Origin of the sequence: Bacillus cereus group sp. BfR-BA-01381 (assembly GCF_022663555.1) — a bacterium.
GTDB classification, from domain to species: Bacteria; Bacillota; Bacilli; order Bacillales; family Bacillaceae_G; genus Bacillus_A; species Bacillus_A pacificus.
Genome location: NZ_JAKUFR010000089.1, coordinates 1 through 18,478, shown reverse-complemented (window position 1 = coordinate 18,478; position 18,478 = coordinate 1). Strand labels below are relative to the sequence as shown.

The following is an 18,478-nucleotide window of genomic DNA, read 5'->3' as shown; positions in this document are numbered from 1 at the left end:
GATTAACTTATTAATCGTTTTTTTTATATTTATAATCTTCTGATAATCTAATTTTAACTTTATACAATAGTTATGTACACAACATAATGTACATTTTTTAGTAATCTTAGCTATGGATCGTGAAGCTAAGAGGAATGAAACGGGGATTGCGTATTGGAGTTATGAAGATGTGCCGGAGAAGATATGGCCAATACGTCCGTTAAATGAATTTTGGGGGATATCAACGAAAACTGAAGCAAAATTGAATAAGAAGGGAATTTATACAATTGGTGATTTAGCTCATTATCCTTTGAAGTATTTAAAACAATCTTTTGGAATAATCGGTGAGGATATGCATTTGCATAGTCACGGGATTGACTTTAGTAAAATTGCAGAAAAACATGTGACAGAATCAAAATCAATTGGTAAAAGTCAAATCTTAATGCGTGATTATTCAATTGAAGAAATACAAATTGTTTTATTAGAGCATATTGAAGAAGTTTGTTATCGATTAAGAAGAGAAAAGAAATTAGCGCAAACGATACAATTTTCTGTTAGTTATAGCGGAACTTATAGTGGTGGGATTAGAAAAACCTGTACCTTTCCGCGTCCCACTTGTTTGACGATGGATATTTATGAAGTTTGTATGGGTTATTTACATAGATTGTATACAGGTGAGCCGATTCGAAGTATATCGGTATCTTTGACTAACTTAATTAAAGATGGAGAAGAACAACTTTCGTTGTTTGATAATGTAGAAAGAAGAGAAAAAGAAATGAAATTAGCATATGTCATGGATGATATTAGGTCAAAATTCGGTAAGAACAGCATATTAAGGGGAATATCCTATTGTAATGAAAGTACAGCTAGAGAAAGAAATATGTTGTTAGGGGGCCATAAAGCATGATAAATTCTCAAATGCCAAAGGGACGGAAGATGGTCAAGTGGATGCCGTTTGCCAGTTTACCGGAGCAGTTTCAGGGGATTCGTGAGATTATCCAGGAACAAAATAAAATCAAAAAACCACTCCTGGATCAACAACAATTAGAAGAAATAGGGCGGATTTTAAACCAATCTTTATGTAGAGAAGAAGAAATACATATAAGCTATTATCGGCAGGGGTATATTCACCATGAAATGGTGACGGTAATAAAAATTGATCAATATACAAGAGAAGTGATTACCACTGATGCTTTCCGGAATCGAAGTATATTTACAATTGGGGAAATAGTAGATTGTTGTCTTGAAAAGTAATGTAGTTAAGAATAAGGTGAAAAGCGCAAGAAAAACATTTGATTGTTTATTCTTGCGCTTTTAGTTGTTGGTATTATAAATATTTTTATCCATTGAGTTTGTTCTTCATCAATGTTTTCGTTGTAATATGAAGTATAATGGCTAGGATATCAATATTCAGGCCATGTTATGTAAAATCTAGTTGTCCCGTTACAGGCATTATCCATAAGGTCTTTTAGAGGAATGCTTGTATTGTTGTTATCCACCATATCGCCTACGGCACAATCAAGGACACTTGATTTATCCACTTTTCGTAAGTTTCTTAATATCAAATTATATTTATCTTTGTTATCTTTTGTAACTTCTTTATCAGTTAAATTAATAAAATCAGCAACAGCGATTATTCGTTTTTCTTTATTTTCACTAACTTCACAAAATAGGAATTGAGGATATTTTTCGTGGTTTGAGGTGCGCACTTTACCTAGTCTGTCTTTTTCATAACTTTGATTGGTACTTAAAATGATTTCTTCTGTTTTTTCCTCGTTATTCTCCTGTGCTTTTAATAATTCTTTTATGTATTCCACATGTTCTTTTGCAGTACTAATAATTGATATTGCGTTTCTCATTTTCTCATTCACTCCTACTAAATATATTTTTATTCTTTAATCAATCCGCTTTTTTTTGCTTCCTCTTTGTCATAACTTGCAGAAACATATGGACCATTAATACCTTTTTGATTTGCGAATTCATTCGCTTTGTCAATTGGTAATGTAATAAAACGTTTTCTATCATCTTTTTTTAACTCATAATAAGTAACTTGCACATGTGTTATTTCTATCATTTTTCCTTGTGCGTTTTTATATGGCACTTTTGATACACCCGCATCTGTTAAAATATCTCTAGGCAATTTTCTCACCTCCCCTAGAAGATTATACCAAACTTTATTCAGTAATTGACTTAATATCATGTTCATTACTTAAAGGTTTTGAACACGGTTTTCTTTTGTGATAAAATCAGTATATAGACCTATATCAAAACTTATGGTCAAAAGTGAATGTAGAAAAGGTGATTTTTTGGTTAAATATGGATACGCCAGGGTAAGTACATTGAACCAGGATTTGGAATCTCAGATTCAGATGTTAAAAAAAGAAGGTTGCGAGGAAATATACGCAGAAAAATTTACAGGGACAAAATTTGAACGTCCAAAATTCCAGGAATTGCTTTCTGTATTAAAAAGTGGAGACACACTTGTTGTGACAAAATTAGATCGTTTTGCAAGGTCTACAGTGGATGGGATTCAAACAGTAAAAATGTTATCTGATAAAGATGTTAAGGTACATATCCTTAATATGGGCTTAGTAGAGAATACACCTACAGGTAGATTAATATTTAGTGTAATGAGTGCCTTTGCTGAATTTGAAAGAGATATGATTGTAGAGCGAACACAAGAAGGGAAAGCAATGGCTAAATTGAATCCTAATTTTAAAGAGGGGCGACCGAAAAAATATAACAAAGAGAAAATGGACTATGCCCTTAAATTATTGCAAACGGAATCTTATAGAAGAGTAGAAAAAATAACAGGGATTAGTGTGAGTACATTGCAGCGGGAAAAAAGGAAACGATCAGCGGAGAAAGAACAATAAAATAAATATATTAGGATTATTGATGTTAAGGGACGAATCGACTTGTATTATAAGGAAGGGGCTGGGGGATTGTATATAATGTTTAGAGCTTGTCAGTCTATTAATATTCGATATTTGATAAAATCATATATGTGGGGTATTTTAATCTATTTGTTTTTTAGATGGGTGATTCCATGGGATGAAATAGGGATGATTACTTTAATGACAGTTAATTTAATATTCTTTCCGTTTACAAGAATATTTGTTTCCTCTATAAAGAACTTTTTCTTTGCGGATACAATGTTTATGATGACTGATAAGGGATGGTTTATTTATTTGTTTGTGAAAGCTTCGGTGCTAGGGTGGTTCTTTGTGATGACGCCGATATTTGGACCAATTGGATTTTTGATTACGCTATTTCATTTTTGGAAGCTAAAGAGGAAAAAAGTGAAACTTATGCAGTGGAGAAAACAAAATGTTTCTTAGTGTATAAAAGGAAGGCTCATTTCATTTTGAATGAGTCTTTTTTGTTTGACTGTGTATCGGATTTGGACTGTATTGTAAAAAAGGACCGATTCTACAAAAAGGAGTCACCGAGATTGCGATTTTAAGACGATTATCTTTTCTTTTGTGTATAAAGTATCATTAAACCGCTCAGAATCTTCAAGAGAGAAAATTGTGTTTTAAGAAAGATTGAGGATTGAAATTGATCTGTTTATAAAAAAGGACATCAAATCAGCCTGGGAGTATAATGGTATTTATTAAAAATAAGGAGTTATATATGAAACTAGTAAAATGCTTAGAAAAGTGGGTAAATCATACAAAAGAAGGAACTCGCAGAAATGATTTAGAAAAAACAGATGAATTATGGAAAGAAGTAATACAAGATATTCGTAATTGGGAGAACAGTGAAGACAAGGAATTAAATGAGTATGCAAAATATCTATTGTATACTGGGAAGTTAAGAAGAGTTCATAAAGATCTTGTTGAAGTTGATTTTAATAATCATTATGTGTCATGGACCATAGCAGAAAATTTTGAAGATTTATATTGGTTTAATTCTTCGCAGCCTCATACAATAATCACAGCAGAAGCTACGAAAGATAATCCAGGAATAAGTGTTATAGGATTTATAGAAGCCGTGAAGAAATTTGTGGATGAAAAATATGAATTAATCTCACCGGAAATTGCAAAAGAACAAGAAGTGATTTTTCCGTTAGAAAAAGAATCAAAAATAAGCATTGAAAGAATAAAAAGAAAATAGAGATAGAAAATGTCATTAATCCCTTCGGGAAAAATATCCATAATGCTAGCCACTCATATTTTTGTATGGGTGGTTATTTTTATTGTAAATCAATAGCTTTGGTGTTCGTAACTTACGGTTAGAAATAAAGAAAGATTGCTCAATTTGAAAAAAACTATTGAAATGTGCGATAACGCATGTTAAGATGATTACAGAAAGTGCGATAACGCACATTATTATAAAGGAGATGTTGACCATGAGATTTTTTCAGAGTGTCGCTACCGTAGAAGAATTGAAAAGAGAGTACAAGAAATTAGCTAAGAAATATCATCCGGATTTGGGTGGGAGCCATCAAGATTTTATTAATTTGAAAAAAGAATATGATGATTTATTTGAACAATTAAATGGTGGGAAGGGAAATAATAAAGCATATCAAGATATCATTGATAAACTGATTCAATATGATTTAGAAATTGAAATCATTGGTACCTGGATTTGGATAACAGGGGATACATACTCATTGAAAAAAGAATTGAAAGATTTAGGTTTTAAATGGGCATCCAGGAAAAAAGCTTGGTTTTGGTATGAAGGAGAGTATAAGAAGTTTCATAAAAAAGAATTTTCTCTTGATGAAATTCGCTCTATGCATGAAGTGAAACGGATTAAAAAAGTGAAGCCAAAGCTTGAGGTTTAAGGGGTTCTCCCCTTAAACCTTATAATAGGAGGATGCCAAGTGTATATAAGTGCAAATTTTGATAAATTCAAACACATATATGATATAAAACGTTTAAGACAGTATAGTGACATGTGTGAACGGGATATAAAAAGATTAGAAGAAATAATTGAGAAATTAAAAGAATACCAAATGGGGATTTTTGAACATGCTCAAACTGTCATGAATACAGAGTTTACAAAAACAGTTAGGATTACAAGAAGTAGTAGAGGTTATTCAAATAGTAAAGTAATGTATCATGTACAGTTAATCTTACATCCAATTGTTTCAAATGAATGGATCGAAAATGAAAAGATTTATGGCCCATATGAACATGAAAAAACATTTTCGGGTAGAGAACGACACTCAGCTTTAAAATATGCGTCTGAACTGGCCCGGAAATATAATTGTGAAATTGAAAGGAAGGGTTTTAATGCAGGCAAAATTTAGATTGCCGGATGATCTTTGGGAGAAGTTTAATGAAAAGACAACTGAACCGGCAGAAGAGTTAAGACAATTTGTTGTAGATTATATAAATGGAAAAAATGCGTTAGATGATGTTATGGGAGTAGAGGAAGCGGCGGAAAAATGGAATTTATCCGCCGGATATATTAAAAATTTATGTTCAAGGAAAGAGATAATGGCTAAAAAAATAGGTAAGACATGGATTATTTTAAAATCACAAGAGCGCCCAAATAAGAGGGGGAATTAATATGGATGCTGTACATTTTGAAGTGTTAGAAAACTACGGATCACCTACAGTATATTTTTGTGAACATGAAATGAAACATAGTTGTTTGGTAGCAATTCCATCCTGGAACTGGAGTTTTCTTATGGATTATTCAATTCATTTTAAAGATGAAAAGCCACAGTTGATGAAAGCGTTAGAAAAGCATATTTCACAATATAATTTGGAAAATACAGTTGATGCCTTTTATGATTTTGTTTTCTCTAAATCGTAAAAATTATGAAATGTATTATCTAATTTAATGTGAATTTAGTTATAAGAAAAAATAAAAGAGAAAGATGTTTCCACGCCTGGCAGCATAAGAAAACACCTTCCTCTTACATGAAAATATAATCTTAGAAAGGATGAATGACGATGAAACACCCAATGGTTAAAATTACACCTTCCGCATCTATTTTAGCACAATCTAAATTTAAGGAGAAAACCCTGGAGAGAATTTTTAATTTTATATCTAAGAATTATAAAAGGGTAAATACTTATTTTGGCATTGAGCAAAATGTTTCAGATCAAATTTGGTTTTATGGATTCTATGGATTAGCTATTAGTATGGTACTTGTTATATATTTGGTATTTAGTTTTTAATTATATATATTTATATATATTGATTTAATTAAAATTAAAGGGGATTAATTGATGTAGGCCTCACCATACCATTTCGGGAAATTTGTACGTTTAGACACAATTCGGACAAATATGCATATTTTGTTAGCTCATTTTACATATTATTAAAAACAAATTAAATGCATTAGGAGTGGTAAAGTTGCAAAGTAACAAAAATTTAAAACATGAAATAGTTCAAGATGTTAAGTTAGGTTCCACCGTTAAGCTTATGGAAAAACCCTATGAGATAAATGTTATTGTTCAATGTAATTGGGAAATAACAAGTTATTTTACTTTAGAAGGTGAGACTAAACTAAATCCTCCGATTGGTCGCACTTGTGCAGACGGTTATAGTGAAACCGAATGTGTAAATCAAAATGCATATAAAAACCTTTTTTCAGTGGACTGCAATTCACCAAAATTTGGATTGTTATTTAATTATAGACATCCAGCTACAGGTAAAGAAGGTAGCGATAATGTACCTCATATAATTGAACCTAGATGTGTTGAAGATGAAAATGGTTATGTGTTTTTAATTCAGATTGCTGATCCTACTTAATGATAAAAATATTAATAATGGATAATCGGTTCTTTATTTAACATTAAAATTAAAGGAAGCTAATTGATGAATATAATATGTAAAATTAATAAAAAACAGCCTAAATCGCTTATGTTAGATGATGGTCCTTTAAGATTACCTCCTAATGGAAAAGAAACTAATGAATTTACGCTTACAGTTACAGATACAGCTGGAAGACCTGTTCCAAAAGATAAATTGACTCTAAAAATTGAGCCTATTAACCCTAATGGCCCTGAGTGGCGAAGTGAAGATGGTGTTGTAAATAGATATCCTCAAAAAGCACAAGGAAATGTGAGGAATAAGATACGTGAAGGTTTAATACGCCTCCTTGGAACATTGGACAAAAATGAGGTCACTACTGATGAGAACGGTATAGCTAAAGTAATATATCGTGTTTCAGATATTGGAGGTAACGAGTCTACAATTGGACAAGAAAAATTTACTGTAACATTCTCTAATGGAGAATCCAAACAAGCAATAATAGAAATTGGGTATGACTTTTTAGTAGAGATACCTATCATTGATAAGGGATTGCAAATTGATGAAACAGCTATGGGACGATATGTTCATAAAGACATAGCTCCTGCTTTGATTAAATTAGGTGAGGAAGTAAAAAAAGAAGGTTGGAAATATCCGGTTACTATTACAGCAGGAACTCTACGCTGGGGCGGATTATATCCCCCTCATTCGACACACCGAACTGGTGAAGAGCTTGATATCCGACTAATGACTTGTGATGGAAAAGGGCATAAGTATACTGACTGTGAGTATGACCGTGAAAAAACCCAGTTATTGGTTAATAAATTGATCGCTGCTGGAGCGAAGACTATACTTTTTGATGATAAAAGTATTACAGGAGTAACACAAAAACCAGCGTTTCCCCACCCAGATCATTTACATGCATCCTTTAAATAAATGCAATTTCTATTTAAACTTTGTAAAATATTTTATTCATTATCATTCAAGGTTTCCGCATTACACATTAATTGTATAAAATCTGTTTTCAATAAGGAAAAGAGCAGCCCCATACCTCAACATTGGGATGCTCTTTTTGATTGTTAATTATTTTTATAATGTTTCAGCCCCTTGGCGTGCGCTCCAAGGGGCTGATTTTCGAGAACTCTTATTTATGAGTATATCAATGAAATACTGGAGTATATGACTAAAATATTTTATAACAATTAAATGATACTTTCAAATACTTATTTTTTTCCTCGTTAATAATTTTCTAGATACACCTCGTTTTTATATCCAAAAATCATTTTCATCTACATGTTTTCCTAACTTTTTTAACCCTTTGATTATTTGAGTTATCGTTGAAAATTTAGGTCTATATCTTTTGTCATTACAAAGTTTAGAAATAGTACCAGTACTCAATTTAGATGTTCTTTCTAGTTCGATTTGTGCTATTCCATTTCGATCAAGAAAACGGCCAAATTTTGTGCGTTTTTTCCCCAGCCCGTACACTTGTATCACCTCATCAACATCTTGGCCTATTTCTCATTTTTTTAAACTCAGGAAAAAATTTTAAAGCTAAGAAAAAAAGTAAGAAAATGTACAAGCTGTACGCAATATGATGTACCAAAGTAACTATCAAAGTATTTATAAAGGTACTGATTAAAGTTACCCTATCAAGGTTTTTGGTTCATAAATCCATTTGTAATTAGTAGTTTGAAATTTGTTTATAAAGGGGGGGAAGGTATGAGCAGCAGGATGAGAGTTGAAGAAACTTGTGAGTATTGTAAATGTCTTTTATCAGATTGGTTGTTTTGGAGGTGGGAAGGAAAAAAGTATTGTTCAGAATTTTGTGTGGAATGCGATAAATAGTAAAGGGGATAGGATTATGTTTACAAGAAAACAAGTAATTCCATTTCGCTCTTTTGTAGATGAATCGTATAAGAATAGTGAACGACAAGTAAAAAAAAACAATTCAATAAGTCCATTCGCTTTTCTTCATATGTCAGATCAAATGATAGGCACCTATATTGCAGTTGGTGCAATAGGTAGTGTATTGATTGGTGCAGTTTTATTGGAGAAGTACCTGGTACGAAAAGATTATATAACGGAAGCTAAATTTATCAGTGATGTGATTTTTCATGGAACCCGTATAAGTGGAATTTGTTTAATTGGTTATTTGCTTATTAGAACAATAATAATGTTTTAGGAGGACTATATGGGGATTATAAAAGACTGGATATATAAACGAAGTCTAAAGAATCAGCTTATAGAGGTATTTAATAAGAGTGGTTTATATATTGAGCATCAAACACGAGGGGGAAAATTTATTATATATCCTCAAATCCATGATGTTATTAGTTCAAATGAAAAGACACGGTATGTATTTACAATTCCAAATGGATTAGACCCAGCGATGATTAAGAAAAAGTGGTTTTGTTTTCAACAAGTATTTGGGGCAAATACTGAGATTGAAGGTGATATTAAAAGGTTTATATTGAATGTATTTCATACAAATACAGGAATGCAGCCATATAATTATAGTTATAAAATGTGGGAGCCATTATTAAAAAAATATTGTCTTCCTATAGTAGTAGGTCGCGATCAATCGGGAAACCTGGTTGTATATGATATGGCAGGCGCGAATACACCTCATCTTTTAATTGCAGGGGAAACGGGAAGCGGTAAGAGTAGTATGGTGCGTGTTGTTTTATCTACGCTCATACAGTATATGTCTCCGGATAAATTACATTTGTATTTAGGCGATTTAAAGAACTCTGAATTTCATTTCTTACGAAGAGTGCAACATGTAAAACAGGTTTGTATGGAAGAAGTTGAAATGGATATTATGATTCAAAAAGTTTGGAAGGAGATAAGAGAAAGAAGAAAGATCATGGAAGAATATGAAGTTGATCATATCGATGAGTATAATAGGTTGTCTCCTGGTAATCAAAAGCCATATATACTAATTGGAATTGATGAAGTGGCTATGTTACAAAATCAAAAAGATTGTATGAATACAATTGAAAAGATAGCAGCTGTCGGACGATCACTCGGAGTGTTCCTTTTGCTAAGTATGCAGAGGCCAGATGCAAAAGTATTAGATGGTAAATTGAAGCTTAATATGACGGTTAGAGCTGGATTTAAATGTGCTGATTCAATTAACAGTAATATTATGGGGACACCTGGATCGGAGCAATTAGAACAATCTGGCCAATTAATTTTAAAATTAAACGGATTAAAAAAAGTGCAAGCTCCCTATTTGGATTTGAATAAGGCGAAATTTATTGTTAAACCATATCGGGTTTCTAAGGAGAATATGAAGCTTCAAGAACCTTTACAAGAAGAGACTCCTATATTTGGGGTGTTAAATTATGAAGATTAGAGATAGGGAGATTTTAAATGATTTAAAACGATTTAGATGCATGTCCAGGGATGATATTATTGATTTGCATTTTCAAGGGATAAAAAACGGTGTGACTTGCTGTAATACAGTAATGAAGCGTTTAAGAAGAGATGGTTATGTAGATGTGAACGTGTCTCAACAGCCGTACATATACTTTCCGCAACCCAACACTATTCGAAAAACAAGTCAAAAGTTATCGCACTTCTTAGGTATTGTAGATATTTACAAACAGCTTGCTTACTATGAAAAGCCAAAAATATTTGAAGTGGAGCCGAAATACGGAAAAGATTTTATGGAACCAGATGCTTTTGCAATATGGCATAGAGCCCCTTTCTTTATTGAATTTCAAAATTCAGTTTACAGTAATAAAGTTATGGAAAAGAAAATAGGAAGGTATGAAATGTATTTTCATAGTGATGAATGGAAGAAACAATCGTGGCAGCCTAAAAATACAAAAATTTTCCCATCGATCTTGCTTGTAACCAATAAAAAATATCACATTTCAAGCGAGAACTTTCGTATTTTTCAAATTGATTCTATTATTAATTTTTATAATCAAATGCAATTAAATGAATCTAAAAGAAACATCAAGATTCAAGTTGGTTCAAAAGTGATTTCTAAATAGTTTATATTGTGTCGCCGAGATTGCGATTTTAAGGCGATTATCTTTTCTTTCATGGGTAACATAAAGAAAAACTTGTAGAAATCACTACAAGTTTTTCTTATATTTCAAATTAAAAATGATTACAGCAACATATTATTTATGCAATATGTGTTAAATGTAATTTTATAATACTGTTTTATTCACCTCTTTATCCTCAGCTTTAGTTACAATACCTTCATTCCATTCAGCGTTAATATATTCAGTCCAATCAGTATAAGTTCGACGTCGATAACTATTTTCCATACTTGCATGACCTTCAATTTGAGACTCGATATATTTTGGGTCTTCTTCAGCTCTAGCTTGTTCCTCGGCATTTTCTTCTTGCCATTCTTCATATGCCTCTAGATCATATAAAGTCTGACCCTCCTTGTCTCTATTGAAAAACAAACCTGTTCCATTTATAGGCTGACCTTCATGTAACTCTCCTTTAAACTGTTTAACTTTGTATGATAAATTTAGTCCATAAGCTGTTCCTGTCCATGGATGCCCATTTCTAAATTCACCTTTAAATGCTTTCTTATAAGAAATATATTTCGTACCATTATGGGGATTATTATCTTTCCAAATTCCTTCAAATTCTTTAAACCCCATGTCATTATACGATGTTCCTTGTCCTTCTAGATTGCGATGTTTAACCTCCCCTTGATAACTAATTTTCTGATTTTTATGGAATAAAGTTGTAATTCCGGTCAAAACTTTACCATTTTCAAATTCACCTTTATAGAAATATTCATTCTTGTCATCATCAGTCAATTTATATAAAGTTCCTTTTTTAATTAATTGTTCTTCATATGTATACTCGTAACATTTTTTGGTAGATTCATAATATCCATAAATAGTATCTTTAATAAACTGTTTTGAACTAAAGTGACCAGAACATTTTATATTTCCATTACTATTATAAAGCGCTCCATTACCTATAAATGCTTTTGGGCTATCACCTACAAAGAAAAGTATTCCATCTATATATGTTTCATAAACAGTTTTTCCGTTCATTAATTTTTCCTTAGGCTTTTCGGAAGAAATAAAGGTTAGACTATAAATTTTTTGTAATATGATATATAAATCAATATCAACTAATTCATCAACTGAAGACACTCTAATTTGATCCATTAACGAGAATGGAATAAAATCAGCGAATACTTCCTTGGATAGTCTTTCAATAAATTCTATTAATTCATCATTTATTTCATTTGCTTTATACTCTTCCAGTATATTTTGTAAAGCGTAAAATTGTTCGTACAATTTATAAACCCTATTTAACTCTTGATTTGTAAGGCCATCTCTTAAGTTAGCTACATTTTTAATCCATTCGGTGCTAAAATAAATTCTATTTATTTTAGGTTCAGTTCCATTTAACACACAATTTATATATATTTCTCTTAAATTTGAAATTCCTCGTTGAAGATCATAATAAACAATAAGTGCATTTTCTCTTACTATTTCTTTATCACGAGTTTTTTCCAAGTCTTGTAGTTGTTGAGATACTAATAAGCTACTTTCACTTACTTTCCATACTAACTTACTAAAAAAAGTTGTTGCACATAAAGCGTAAATTGCGACTAAGATTGTAAATATATATGAAAGTGCTGTTACAGAACTAGCAGTTATATTAGGCTTCCCCCGATATTCCCACATTTTGAGAAAGGCTTCAAATAAATCCCCAAAAATAAAGTAAGCAGCAATAAAGGAAGCAATGAGCGGTAATATAATAATACTCAAAATTACTTTTCTGTATTTCTTGAAAAAACTAGTTTCATTTGGCATGGTATTTCCTCCGAAAGATTAATTATGTATTCTATTCTACCAATATATATGATACTCATCATTAAAGTGTAGGATAAATTATATCTAAATATTCTGACCTTTTAAGACTGAAACGAATATTATAAGTTCTATACGGAGTACCACCAGCATTTCGTGAATTTCGTAAACTAAAGTTACAAATGTTTAAATTATTGGAATTGTGTCAATACCAATAGTAAGCAAAGTAGGGAAAAAGGTTGGCGCCGTAAAATATCCTTTGCGTTTTCTTGAAAGCTCGCGAATTATAAGCGCGCTTAGAAAGTAGCATATGAATATGTACATAAATAATCCGGAGTTTGGATGTTATTGCCCAGTATTAGTAGTTGTTAAAAAATAAACTACAACTGGGCTATTCGTGTTTTTATTTTGTGGGAATAGTGTCACCGAGACAGCGATTTTAAGGCGATTATCTTTTCTTTCATGGGTAATCCATCGATAAATTCTTTCTAGACTTCAATAGGGAAACATGAAAAATGAATAAGTTTATATTGTTTGAAGACTATATTAAATAGCTGTTATTTTTTTGTAAAAGGAGGTGCGATAAGATGGAAGATTCTAAGGCAATAAAGAAGGTTTATACTGATGCATCTATCACAATAAAAGCTGGTGATTACGATTCTCTTGTAATTGGACCGATACCGGCAGATGAGGTTAGGAATTTTCTTTTTACTACTTATGAGGTTAAACCTGTAAAGTCTGAAGTTTTTTTAGTGGGTTATGATCTAAAAGGTTCAAATAGTATTGAACTTATTTTTTATAACAAAGGTACTAATGATGCTACTATAAAAGGACACTATGCAATAAGAACATAATATGGATGAATGTTTGTGAAAAGAGTATTTCTTATTATTACATTAAGAAATACTCTTTTTTTGAAACATACAGGTATTTATTAGTTCTATATCGCAATTCGACTTATTTTTTTAGCTTTTTCAACAAATGGTGTATATTTTATGGATTCTAGATCATAGCGTTTAACATCATAATGTTCAGTCTCGAAGCCTTCGGTATTTGAACTTGGGTTATAAATTACTGCTTTATAATACGTTTCGTGATTTAATCCTAGTGAAGTGCAAATTCGTTGCATTAGGTTATTATGTTGGCAGTAAGCATGTTGATCAGCGGATGTGCCAGAGTCAGGGTCTAAATAATTTAGAGAATCAAAGATGTGAAAAATTTTATTGGCATGATCTACATACAAATCAAAATGATTGAATCCTGGTCCGTTATTTGCAACGTTTAACTGATAACAATCAGTATTGATAGACTCATATAAAAAAATAGTTTGTTCATTGGTACTTTGCATAATATGACCTCCTGGAATAATAGTATGTTAAAACCATATCACATATCGAACTTTGATTTTGGGCTTGGCATATCAAATAGGACCATTATAAATTTGTGTTCCAGGTTCGATAAAAAGGTTTTCTTAATTAATTGTAATCAAGAAAACCTTTTCTATTGATTAAAATTTCATTTACCGTATTCGGGATGAGTCCCTAAACCTTCCCAAAAAACTATATAACGATGTAGTGCTTCTATGCTTTTTAAACCAAGGTGTAACTTGATTTCGACAGGTGTCATTCCTTTTTGTAAGGCGTTTAGTATCCAACGATTACGTAACGTTGTAGGGGTAACGTGAATATCTGCACGTTTAATTTCTTTTTGTAGCATCCGTTGGACACTGATTTTTGTTAGAGCTGCAGGAGCGTCTTTTTCATAATTCCATCGAAATGTTTGTGGTCCGAAATCAAAAGCTACAAACAACGGGTCGTCACTTTGTTGTCTTGGTCGTACCGTTTCTGGAATGTCATTTAAATAGTCTAAGACTAATTCTCTATCTTTTTTGGATAGCCTCACGGCACGTTTGAACGCACTTGTTTGTCCTGGGGTAATAATACCTTCACTAAGTTTTAAATCGTGCATGGATAGCGAAATGATGTCCTGAATAGATAAGCCATACTTCAGCATGAAACGGACTAATAGGATATTTCGGTTCAAGATATGTATTCTTCCGGATGCCTGGTATTCTGATAATCCATCTAAACTTTTTATTGTGCGCATTAGTTTACGTATTTCTTTGTCTGAAGCGAAGTTTTTTGATGTAAGGGGTGGCGGGGCAACATCACTTTTTAAATCGCTTGTATTACCATGAAACTGTAGAAAGTTAATTACAACTCCTTTGATCCTTTTTATGTTAGATGTAGACGCTCCACGATCTCTTTTAAGAGCATTTAAGAAGCTAAACAATGTATTTGTATCGAAAGATTGAAAGATTTCTTGAGAAGGGAATGGGTATCTGTTTTTGATCCAGGAGACAAAAATAGATAGATCGTAATGATATCTTTGGAGAGTAGATTCCTTGCGCCCGCGACTCTTGAGTGAAGACAAAAACATGCTGACACTTGTTTCGTAATTCATTTCTATATACCTCTCTTTTCTAAAAATCGTGTACCGCAATTATACGCCAAAAATCTTACATTACGCAATAGGGGTTTCTTGCCTCTTTTATGTTCTTCTTCCTCTTTTCTTATTTTTTTCGTCGCGAAGTATCATCTAAAAGGATGAGCGAATGTGTTTTCTTTACTCATAATCATAGGTCATTTTAGTTCCATTACGTAATTAGTTCTGAAAATTCAATTTATTTTTAATGCGAATGTTTCATGAGTACATCTAACCCTTTATTCGTATTAATATCGAGGTGGATCAGTGATGAAAATATCAATTTTTTAAATAATATCTTCGATATTCCAAACAGAATACACTAAGGAATAAGTTTAGAATGTATTTAAGAATTACTTATGGAATTACTATAGAAATGAATAGAATAGCTATAGGAATAGGCGTAAGAATACTTGTAAATTAGTTCTGTACCTATTCCTATGGTCATTCTATACTAAAATCCTATTATATCAAGGTAGATTCTAATCCTTATAAAGAACAAGATTACTGAAGTTATCCTTGAGATAGTAACTGTATTCGTAGAATACCGTAACTAATCGAAAGGCTATTAGTCTTTTAACTACAGTAAATCCGCGGCGGCCGGCAACCCATTCATTCCATATTCCATCATCTAATCACATTCCAACATCTTTCGTATTTCGGTACGAAACACCATCCAACGTTCCTTTCATAGTATATATATCACATATATTGTACATATATTATCTTCTTATATATTCTCTCTATATAATTACTCTTTACAGCAACCCATATTGTCACAGCAGCTATACTTCCTATAGTTCTCTTATATAGAAAATGCTAGTTGCCCTTAACGGACAACTAGCATTTTCCTCCTAGTGCTGATTATTATTTTTCCGTTTATTTTTTCATGTTTTTCAAAAGAAAATATAAGCTTATTTAAGTCATTCATAATAGCTTTTAAAGGATACTATTTTGATCCACGGCCCCAAATAAACTACCTTTTGATTTTTCTTGTTTTACTTCTGTTTCTATTTTCTGTTCACTTACATTCTTTTTTTCTACAGAAGGTTTTTCAGAAGTTGCGACTTTTTCAACAGAAGATTTTTCAACAGGCATATTAGGAACAGTCATAGCAGCATTACCATGTAATAAAGCTTTCATTTGATTAAATTCTTGATAAAATTCATCTTTCAACAATAAATCTCTATGCATTGCTTGTTGTGCTTCAAAACTTTTTACGTCCAATACACCGTATTGCTTTATAAAAAATTGTGCCAAGGTAATTAGTGATTCGCCTATATTATCTTGCTTTTCATACCAGGCCCAAAAATCAGGATCATTTACCTTTTTTAGTTTCCATCCATATTGTTCTGGTTTTTTTTCCTTCATAATTTAGCACCTACCTAAGCTAACACTTCATTTGCTAGTACATCTAAACCTTCAATGTTCATATCCACCGCATATTCAGCTGGAATCCATAGTAATTCCAATTTGTTTTTCTTACAGAATGATATTAATTCATTTTTTAAATCATCTTCTAATGCAATTGATCCTCCACCATAGATTGCAATTACTTCAGCCTCACTAGCTGTATTATTTCTGTATTTATTACGAATATCACGTAAAATGTTTTCAGCTTGAACAAAGCGAGTTTCATAGAAAAATTCTTGTGATTCTTTATGGAACTTATGCTCTGAATTTAATAGAATTTCGGCGAATTGTTGTCGAGTCAACTCTCCAAATCCTGGTCTACTTTCTTGCAATAAAGCGATTGCTTCTAATAAAGCATGGCCAATCCCTCTACGTTCACCCGTACAAGAATCAGGAATTGGATTCAATCCGTCTGTATAGATATATTCTGTTGTTCCATCACCTACATCAGCATGAAGAATTTTTTTCTTCGAGAATACTTCTACTGTTAATAGATTTTGAATCTGTTCTTCACTATACATTAGTTCATTTTTACAAAATTCCACATATCTACTAAACATTTTATGATCGCCATCGGCAATCGCACGGATCATTCGGTATAATGGCGGTATTCCTTCGCGTGTTACTCTTACTTTTTCAAAGGTAACTGTAACAGTAACCTTCTCTTCAGCAACATCTACAATTGCAATATGTGATTTTTCTACAAATCTTCTTTCTAATTCCCTAGCATGTTCTGGTTTCCATTCACTTGCTGGAATAGCTGTAGTTAAATTCACCTTTACATCCAGTGTTTTTGGTAACTCTCTAGTTTCTCCAAATTCTTTTTGAATCGCCTTTGCAGCAACAATACTAACTAGATGAATAATTGGCAGATCGTCTTCATGTTTTCCGCCTTCTTCAATGTCCATTGTTGTTGTATCCTTAGCGAAATTCATAGCACGTTTACCTACTAAAAATTGACCACTACGCTTAATTGAAGAACTTGTAATATGTACGTTTAAGTCATCTAATAAATTCACAACACACTTCTCAATATCTGTTTCGCTTGGAGTAAGAGGTTTAAATAAACGTTTGTATACACTAGGGATTTTTTGAACCTTATCTTCAATTTTGAACTTCACTTTACTATTTCCAATATCAGCTTTTAAGTTGCATAGTACACTCACAAATATCTCTCCTTTTAATAACTATTTTATTATTTTATGAAAACTTTTTAAATACGGTAACATTACAAAAAGATTACTATTTAATAACTTAATTATATTTTATCATGTTCCAAGAGTCTAAGCAACCATAAAATGATTGTAAAAACACAAAAAGATTACTTTTTGATTACTTTTAGATAACTACAGAATTATCATAAAGTACAAAATGGTTATCGAATAGATAAGGAATGTTGTCGGTGTACGGTTGAATAACTTTTAAATACTCTTTTTTGTAGATGTGGGTTATATTTTGGTTATTCAATAGGTTCTTTTTAGTTATCAAATAGTAATCTGTTTAGGTTTTAATTATGAGGACATACATAACTTCAATACCCTTCCTAATTTCTGAATTCTGTTTTATAAAAAGACCATTCATAATGTGAAATCTTATGTATAGAAAGAGAGGATGCATATATATATTGTTTTAAGCTCGTAGATTGGCTTGTAAGAGGTTTTTTTGTAGTTTTATAGGGAAAATACCATTAGTTTGCTGAAATGCAGAATATGAGGTTTAGCGAATATTAGGGAAGATGTTTAAATCCTTAAGTTTTACCTTCTGTTATTGATATCTTATCTAATAAAAAAAGAAAATCAAAAATGATGATATAAAATCTGTATTTATTACTTCTTGTTTTAAAAATAAAACCAATAAACACAATAAATACATTAGAAAAAAAAAAGATGCAATTAGACCTTTAGTATCAAGGGTTTTTGGTGATTATACTTAGTAAATTACAAAGTAAATTCCTAAGTAATTTTCTAAGTCAACATTCTATATTATCGAATATTCAATAATAAAAGAGAATATTAGGGAAGTAAGTCCAGTTTTGCAGAGTTTAACAGATAAAAAGAATAGCGAAATATAGGGAA

23 protein-coding genes and 1 pseudogene are annotated in these 18,478 nt (G+C 31.7%); 16 read left to right on the top strand and 8 right to left on the bottom strand.

The features are described from left to right. Positions 1-106: 106 nt before the first annotated feature. Positions 107-886 (top strand): annotated as a pseudogene (locus MR079_RS23180) (DinB/UmuC family translesion DNA polymerase); the annotation flags it as partial. Continuing rightward, positions 883-1,233 (top strand): YolD-like family protein, encoded by a 351-nt coding sequence (locus MR079_RS23175; protein WP_061112706.1) that lies wholly within the window; start codon positions 883-885, stop codon positions 1,231-1,233. The pseudogene MR079_RS23180 and the gene MR079_RS23175, both read left to right, overlap by 4 nt. Positions 1,234-1,382: 149 nt before the next feature. Here the strand turns inward: MR079_RS23175 and MR079_RS23170 are convergent, their stop codons facing one another. Together MR079_RS23170 and MR079_RS23165 are read right to left on the bottom strand one after the other, a co-directional pair. Further along, complete coding sequence (locus tag MR079_RS23170) at positions 1,383-1,838, bottom strand: hypothetical protein (protein WP_061112707.1); 456 nt, start codon at positions 1,836-1,838, stop codon at positions 1,383-1,385. Between the two features lie 29 nt (positions 1,839-1,867). Further along, positions 1,868-2,119 (bottom strand): hypothetical protein, encoded by a 252-nt coding sequence (locus tag MR079_RS23165; protein ID WP_061112708.1) that lies wholly within the window; start codon positions 2,117-2,119, stop codon positions 1,868-1,870. 133 nt (positions 2,120-2,252) lie between these two features. On the opposite strand from MR079_RS23165, the gene MR079_RS23160 reads away from it, so the two are divergent. From MR079_RS23160 to MR079_RS23115, 10 genes are all read left to right on the top strand, one after another. After that, the gene (locus MR079_RS23160; RefSeq protein WP_201027552.1) at positions 2,253-2,855 is read left to right on the top strand and encodes a recombinase family protein; all 603 of its coding nucleotides are present in this window, start codon (positions 2,253-2,255) and stop codon (positions 2,853-2,855) included. A 189-nt stretch (positions 2,856-3,044) separates the two neighbouring features. Beyond that, entirely contained in the window at positions 3,045-3,320 is a 276-nt protein-coding gene (locus MR079_RS23155; protein WP_235590458.1) for a hypothetical protein, read from the top strand. Positions 3,321-3,615: 295 nt separating this feature from the next. Beyond that, on the top strand, positions 3,616-4,098 hold the full coding sequence (locus MR079_RS23150; RefSeq protein ID WP_242294706.1) for a hypothetical protein: 483 nt from the start codon (positions 3,616-3,618) through the stop codon (positions 4,096-4,098). A 235-nt stretch (positions 4,099-4,333) separates the two neighbouring features. Continuing rightward, positions 4,334-4,771, top strand: coding sequence for a J domain-containing protein (locus MR079_RS23145; RefSeq protein ID WP_061112658.1), 438 nt, complete (start codon positions 4,334-4,336; stop codon positions 4,769-4,771). Between the two features lie 39 nt (positions 4,772-4,810). Continuing rightward, positions 4,811-5,239, top strand: coding sequence for a hypothetical protein (locus MR079_RS23140; protein ID WP_061112659.1), 429 nt, complete (start codon positions 4,811-4,813; stop codon positions 5,237-5,239). Continuing rightward, entirely contained in the window at positions 5,223-5,501 is a 279-nt protein-coding gene (locus tag MR079_RS23135) for a helix-turn-helix domain-containing protein (RefSeq protein ID WP_061112660.1), read from the top strand. Before MR079_RS23140 ends, MR079_RS23135 begins: the two co-directional genes overlap by 17 nt. A 1-nt stretch (position 5,502) precedes the next feature. Continuing rightward, entirely contained in the window at positions 5,503-5,751 is a 249-nt protein-coding gene (locus MR079_RS23130) for a YueH family protein (RefSeq protein ID WP_061112661.1), read from the top strand. Positions 5,752-5,891: 140 nt separating this feature from the next. After that, positions 5,892-6,119 (top strand): DUF3961 domain-containing protein, encoded by a 228-nt coding sequence (locus tag MR079_RS23125; RefSeq protein ID WP_061112662.1) that lies wholly within the window; start codon positions 5,892-5,894, stop codon positions 6,117-6,119. A 178-nt stretch (positions 6,120-6,297) separates the two neighbouring features. Next, positions 6,298-6,696: a hypothetical protein gene (locus MR079_RS23120; RefSeq protein ID WP_061112663.1), complete on the top strand. Its 399-nt coding sequence runs from the start codon at positions 6,298-6,300 to the stop codon at positions 6,694-6,696. A 66-nt stretch (positions 6,697-6,762) separates the two neighbouring features. Beyond that, positions 6,763-7,632: an Ig-like domain-containing protein gene (locus MR079_RS23115; protein WP_242294705.1), complete on the top strand. Its 870-nt coding sequence runs from the start codon at positions 6,763-6,765 to the stop codon at positions 7,630-7,632. A 330-nt stretch (positions 7,633-7,962) separates the two neighbouring features. Here the strand turns inward: MR079_RS23115 and MR079_RS23110 are convergent, their stop codons facing one another. Further along, positions 7,963-8,184, bottom strand: a complete 222-nt coding sequence (locus MR079_RS23110) for a helix-turn-helix domain-containing protein (RefSeq protein ID WP_061112665.1) — start codon at positions 8,182-8,184, stop codon at positions 7,963-7,965. 376 nt (positions 8,185-8,560) lie between these two features. On the opposite strand from MR079_RS23110, the gene MR079_RS23105 reads away from it, so the two are divergent. From MR079_RS23105 to MR079_RS23095, 3 genes are read left to right on the top strand one after another with little or no spacing between them, the layout of a single operon-like run. Further along, entirely contained in the window at positions 8,561-8,881 is a 321-nt protein-coding gene (locus tag MR079_RS23105; protein ID WP_061112710.1) for a hypothetical protein, read from the top strand. Positions 8,882-8,890: 9 nt separating this feature from the next. After that, positions 8,891-10,057, top strand: a complete 1,167-nt coding sequence (locus tag MR079_RS23100) for an FtsK/SpoIIIE domain-containing protein (protein WP_242294704.1) — start codon at positions 8,891-8,893, stop codon at positions 10,055-10,057. Then, complete coding sequence (locus MR079_RS23095; RefSeq protein ID WP_061112667.1) at positions 10,047-10,703, top strand: replication-relaxation family protein; 657 nt, start codon at positions 10,047-10,049, stop codon at positions 10,701-10,703. The genes MR079_RS23100 and MR079_RS23095 overlap by 11 nt, the downstream gene beginning before the upstream one ends. A gap of 162 nt (positions 10,704-10,865) precedes the next feature. Here the strand turns inward: MR079_RS23095 and MR079_RS23090 are convergent, their stop codons facing one another. After that, positions 10,866-12,509 (bottom strand): toxin-antitoxin system YwqK family antitoxin, encoded by a 1,644-nt coding sequence (locus MR079_RS23090; protein WP_242294703.1) that lies wholly within the window; start codon positions 12,507-12,509, stop codon positions 10,866-10,868. Between the two features lie 584 nt (positions 12,510-13,093). Here MR079_RS23090 and MR079_RS23085 point away from each other — a divergent pair. Then, entirely contained in the window at positions 13,094-13,360 is a 267-nt protein-coding gene (locus MR079_RS23085) for a hypothetical protein (protein WP_061112669.1), read from the top strand. An 86-nt stretch (positions 13,361-13,446) separates the two neighbouring features. Here MR079_RS23085 and MR079_RS23080 read toward each other — a convergent pair whose 3' ends face one another. From MR079_RS23080 to MR079_RS23065, 4 genes are all read right to left on the bottom strand, one after another. After that, positions 13,447-13,854 carry a hypothetical protein gene (locus MR079_RS23080; protein WP_061112670.1) on the bottom strand — a complete coding sequence of 136 codons (408 nt, stop codon included), beginning with the start codon at positions 13,852-13,854 and terminating at the stop codon, positions 13,447-13,449. A 167-nt stretch (positions 13,855-14,021) separates the two neighbouring features. Then, the gene (locus MR079_RS23075) at positions 14,022-14,969 is read right to left on the bottom strand and encodes a tyrosine-type recombinase/integrase (protein WP_061112671.1); all 948 of its coding nucleotides are present in this window, start codon (positions 14,967-14,969) and stop codon (positions 14,022-14,024) included. Between the two features lie 960 nt (positions 14,970-15,929). After that, complete coding sequence (locus MR079_RS23070; RefSeq protein WP_061112672.1) at positions 15,930-16,361, bottom strand: hypothetical protein; 432 nt, start codon at positions 16,359-16,361, stop codon at positions 15,930-15,932. Between the two features lie 14 nt (positions 16,362-16,375). Then, a complete protein-coding gene (locus MR079_RS23065; protein ID WP_061112673.1) occupies positions 16,376-17,569 on the bottom strand; it encodes a ParM/StbA family protein in 1,194 nt (397 codons plus the stop codon). Positions 17,570-18,478: the final 909 nt, after the last annotated feature.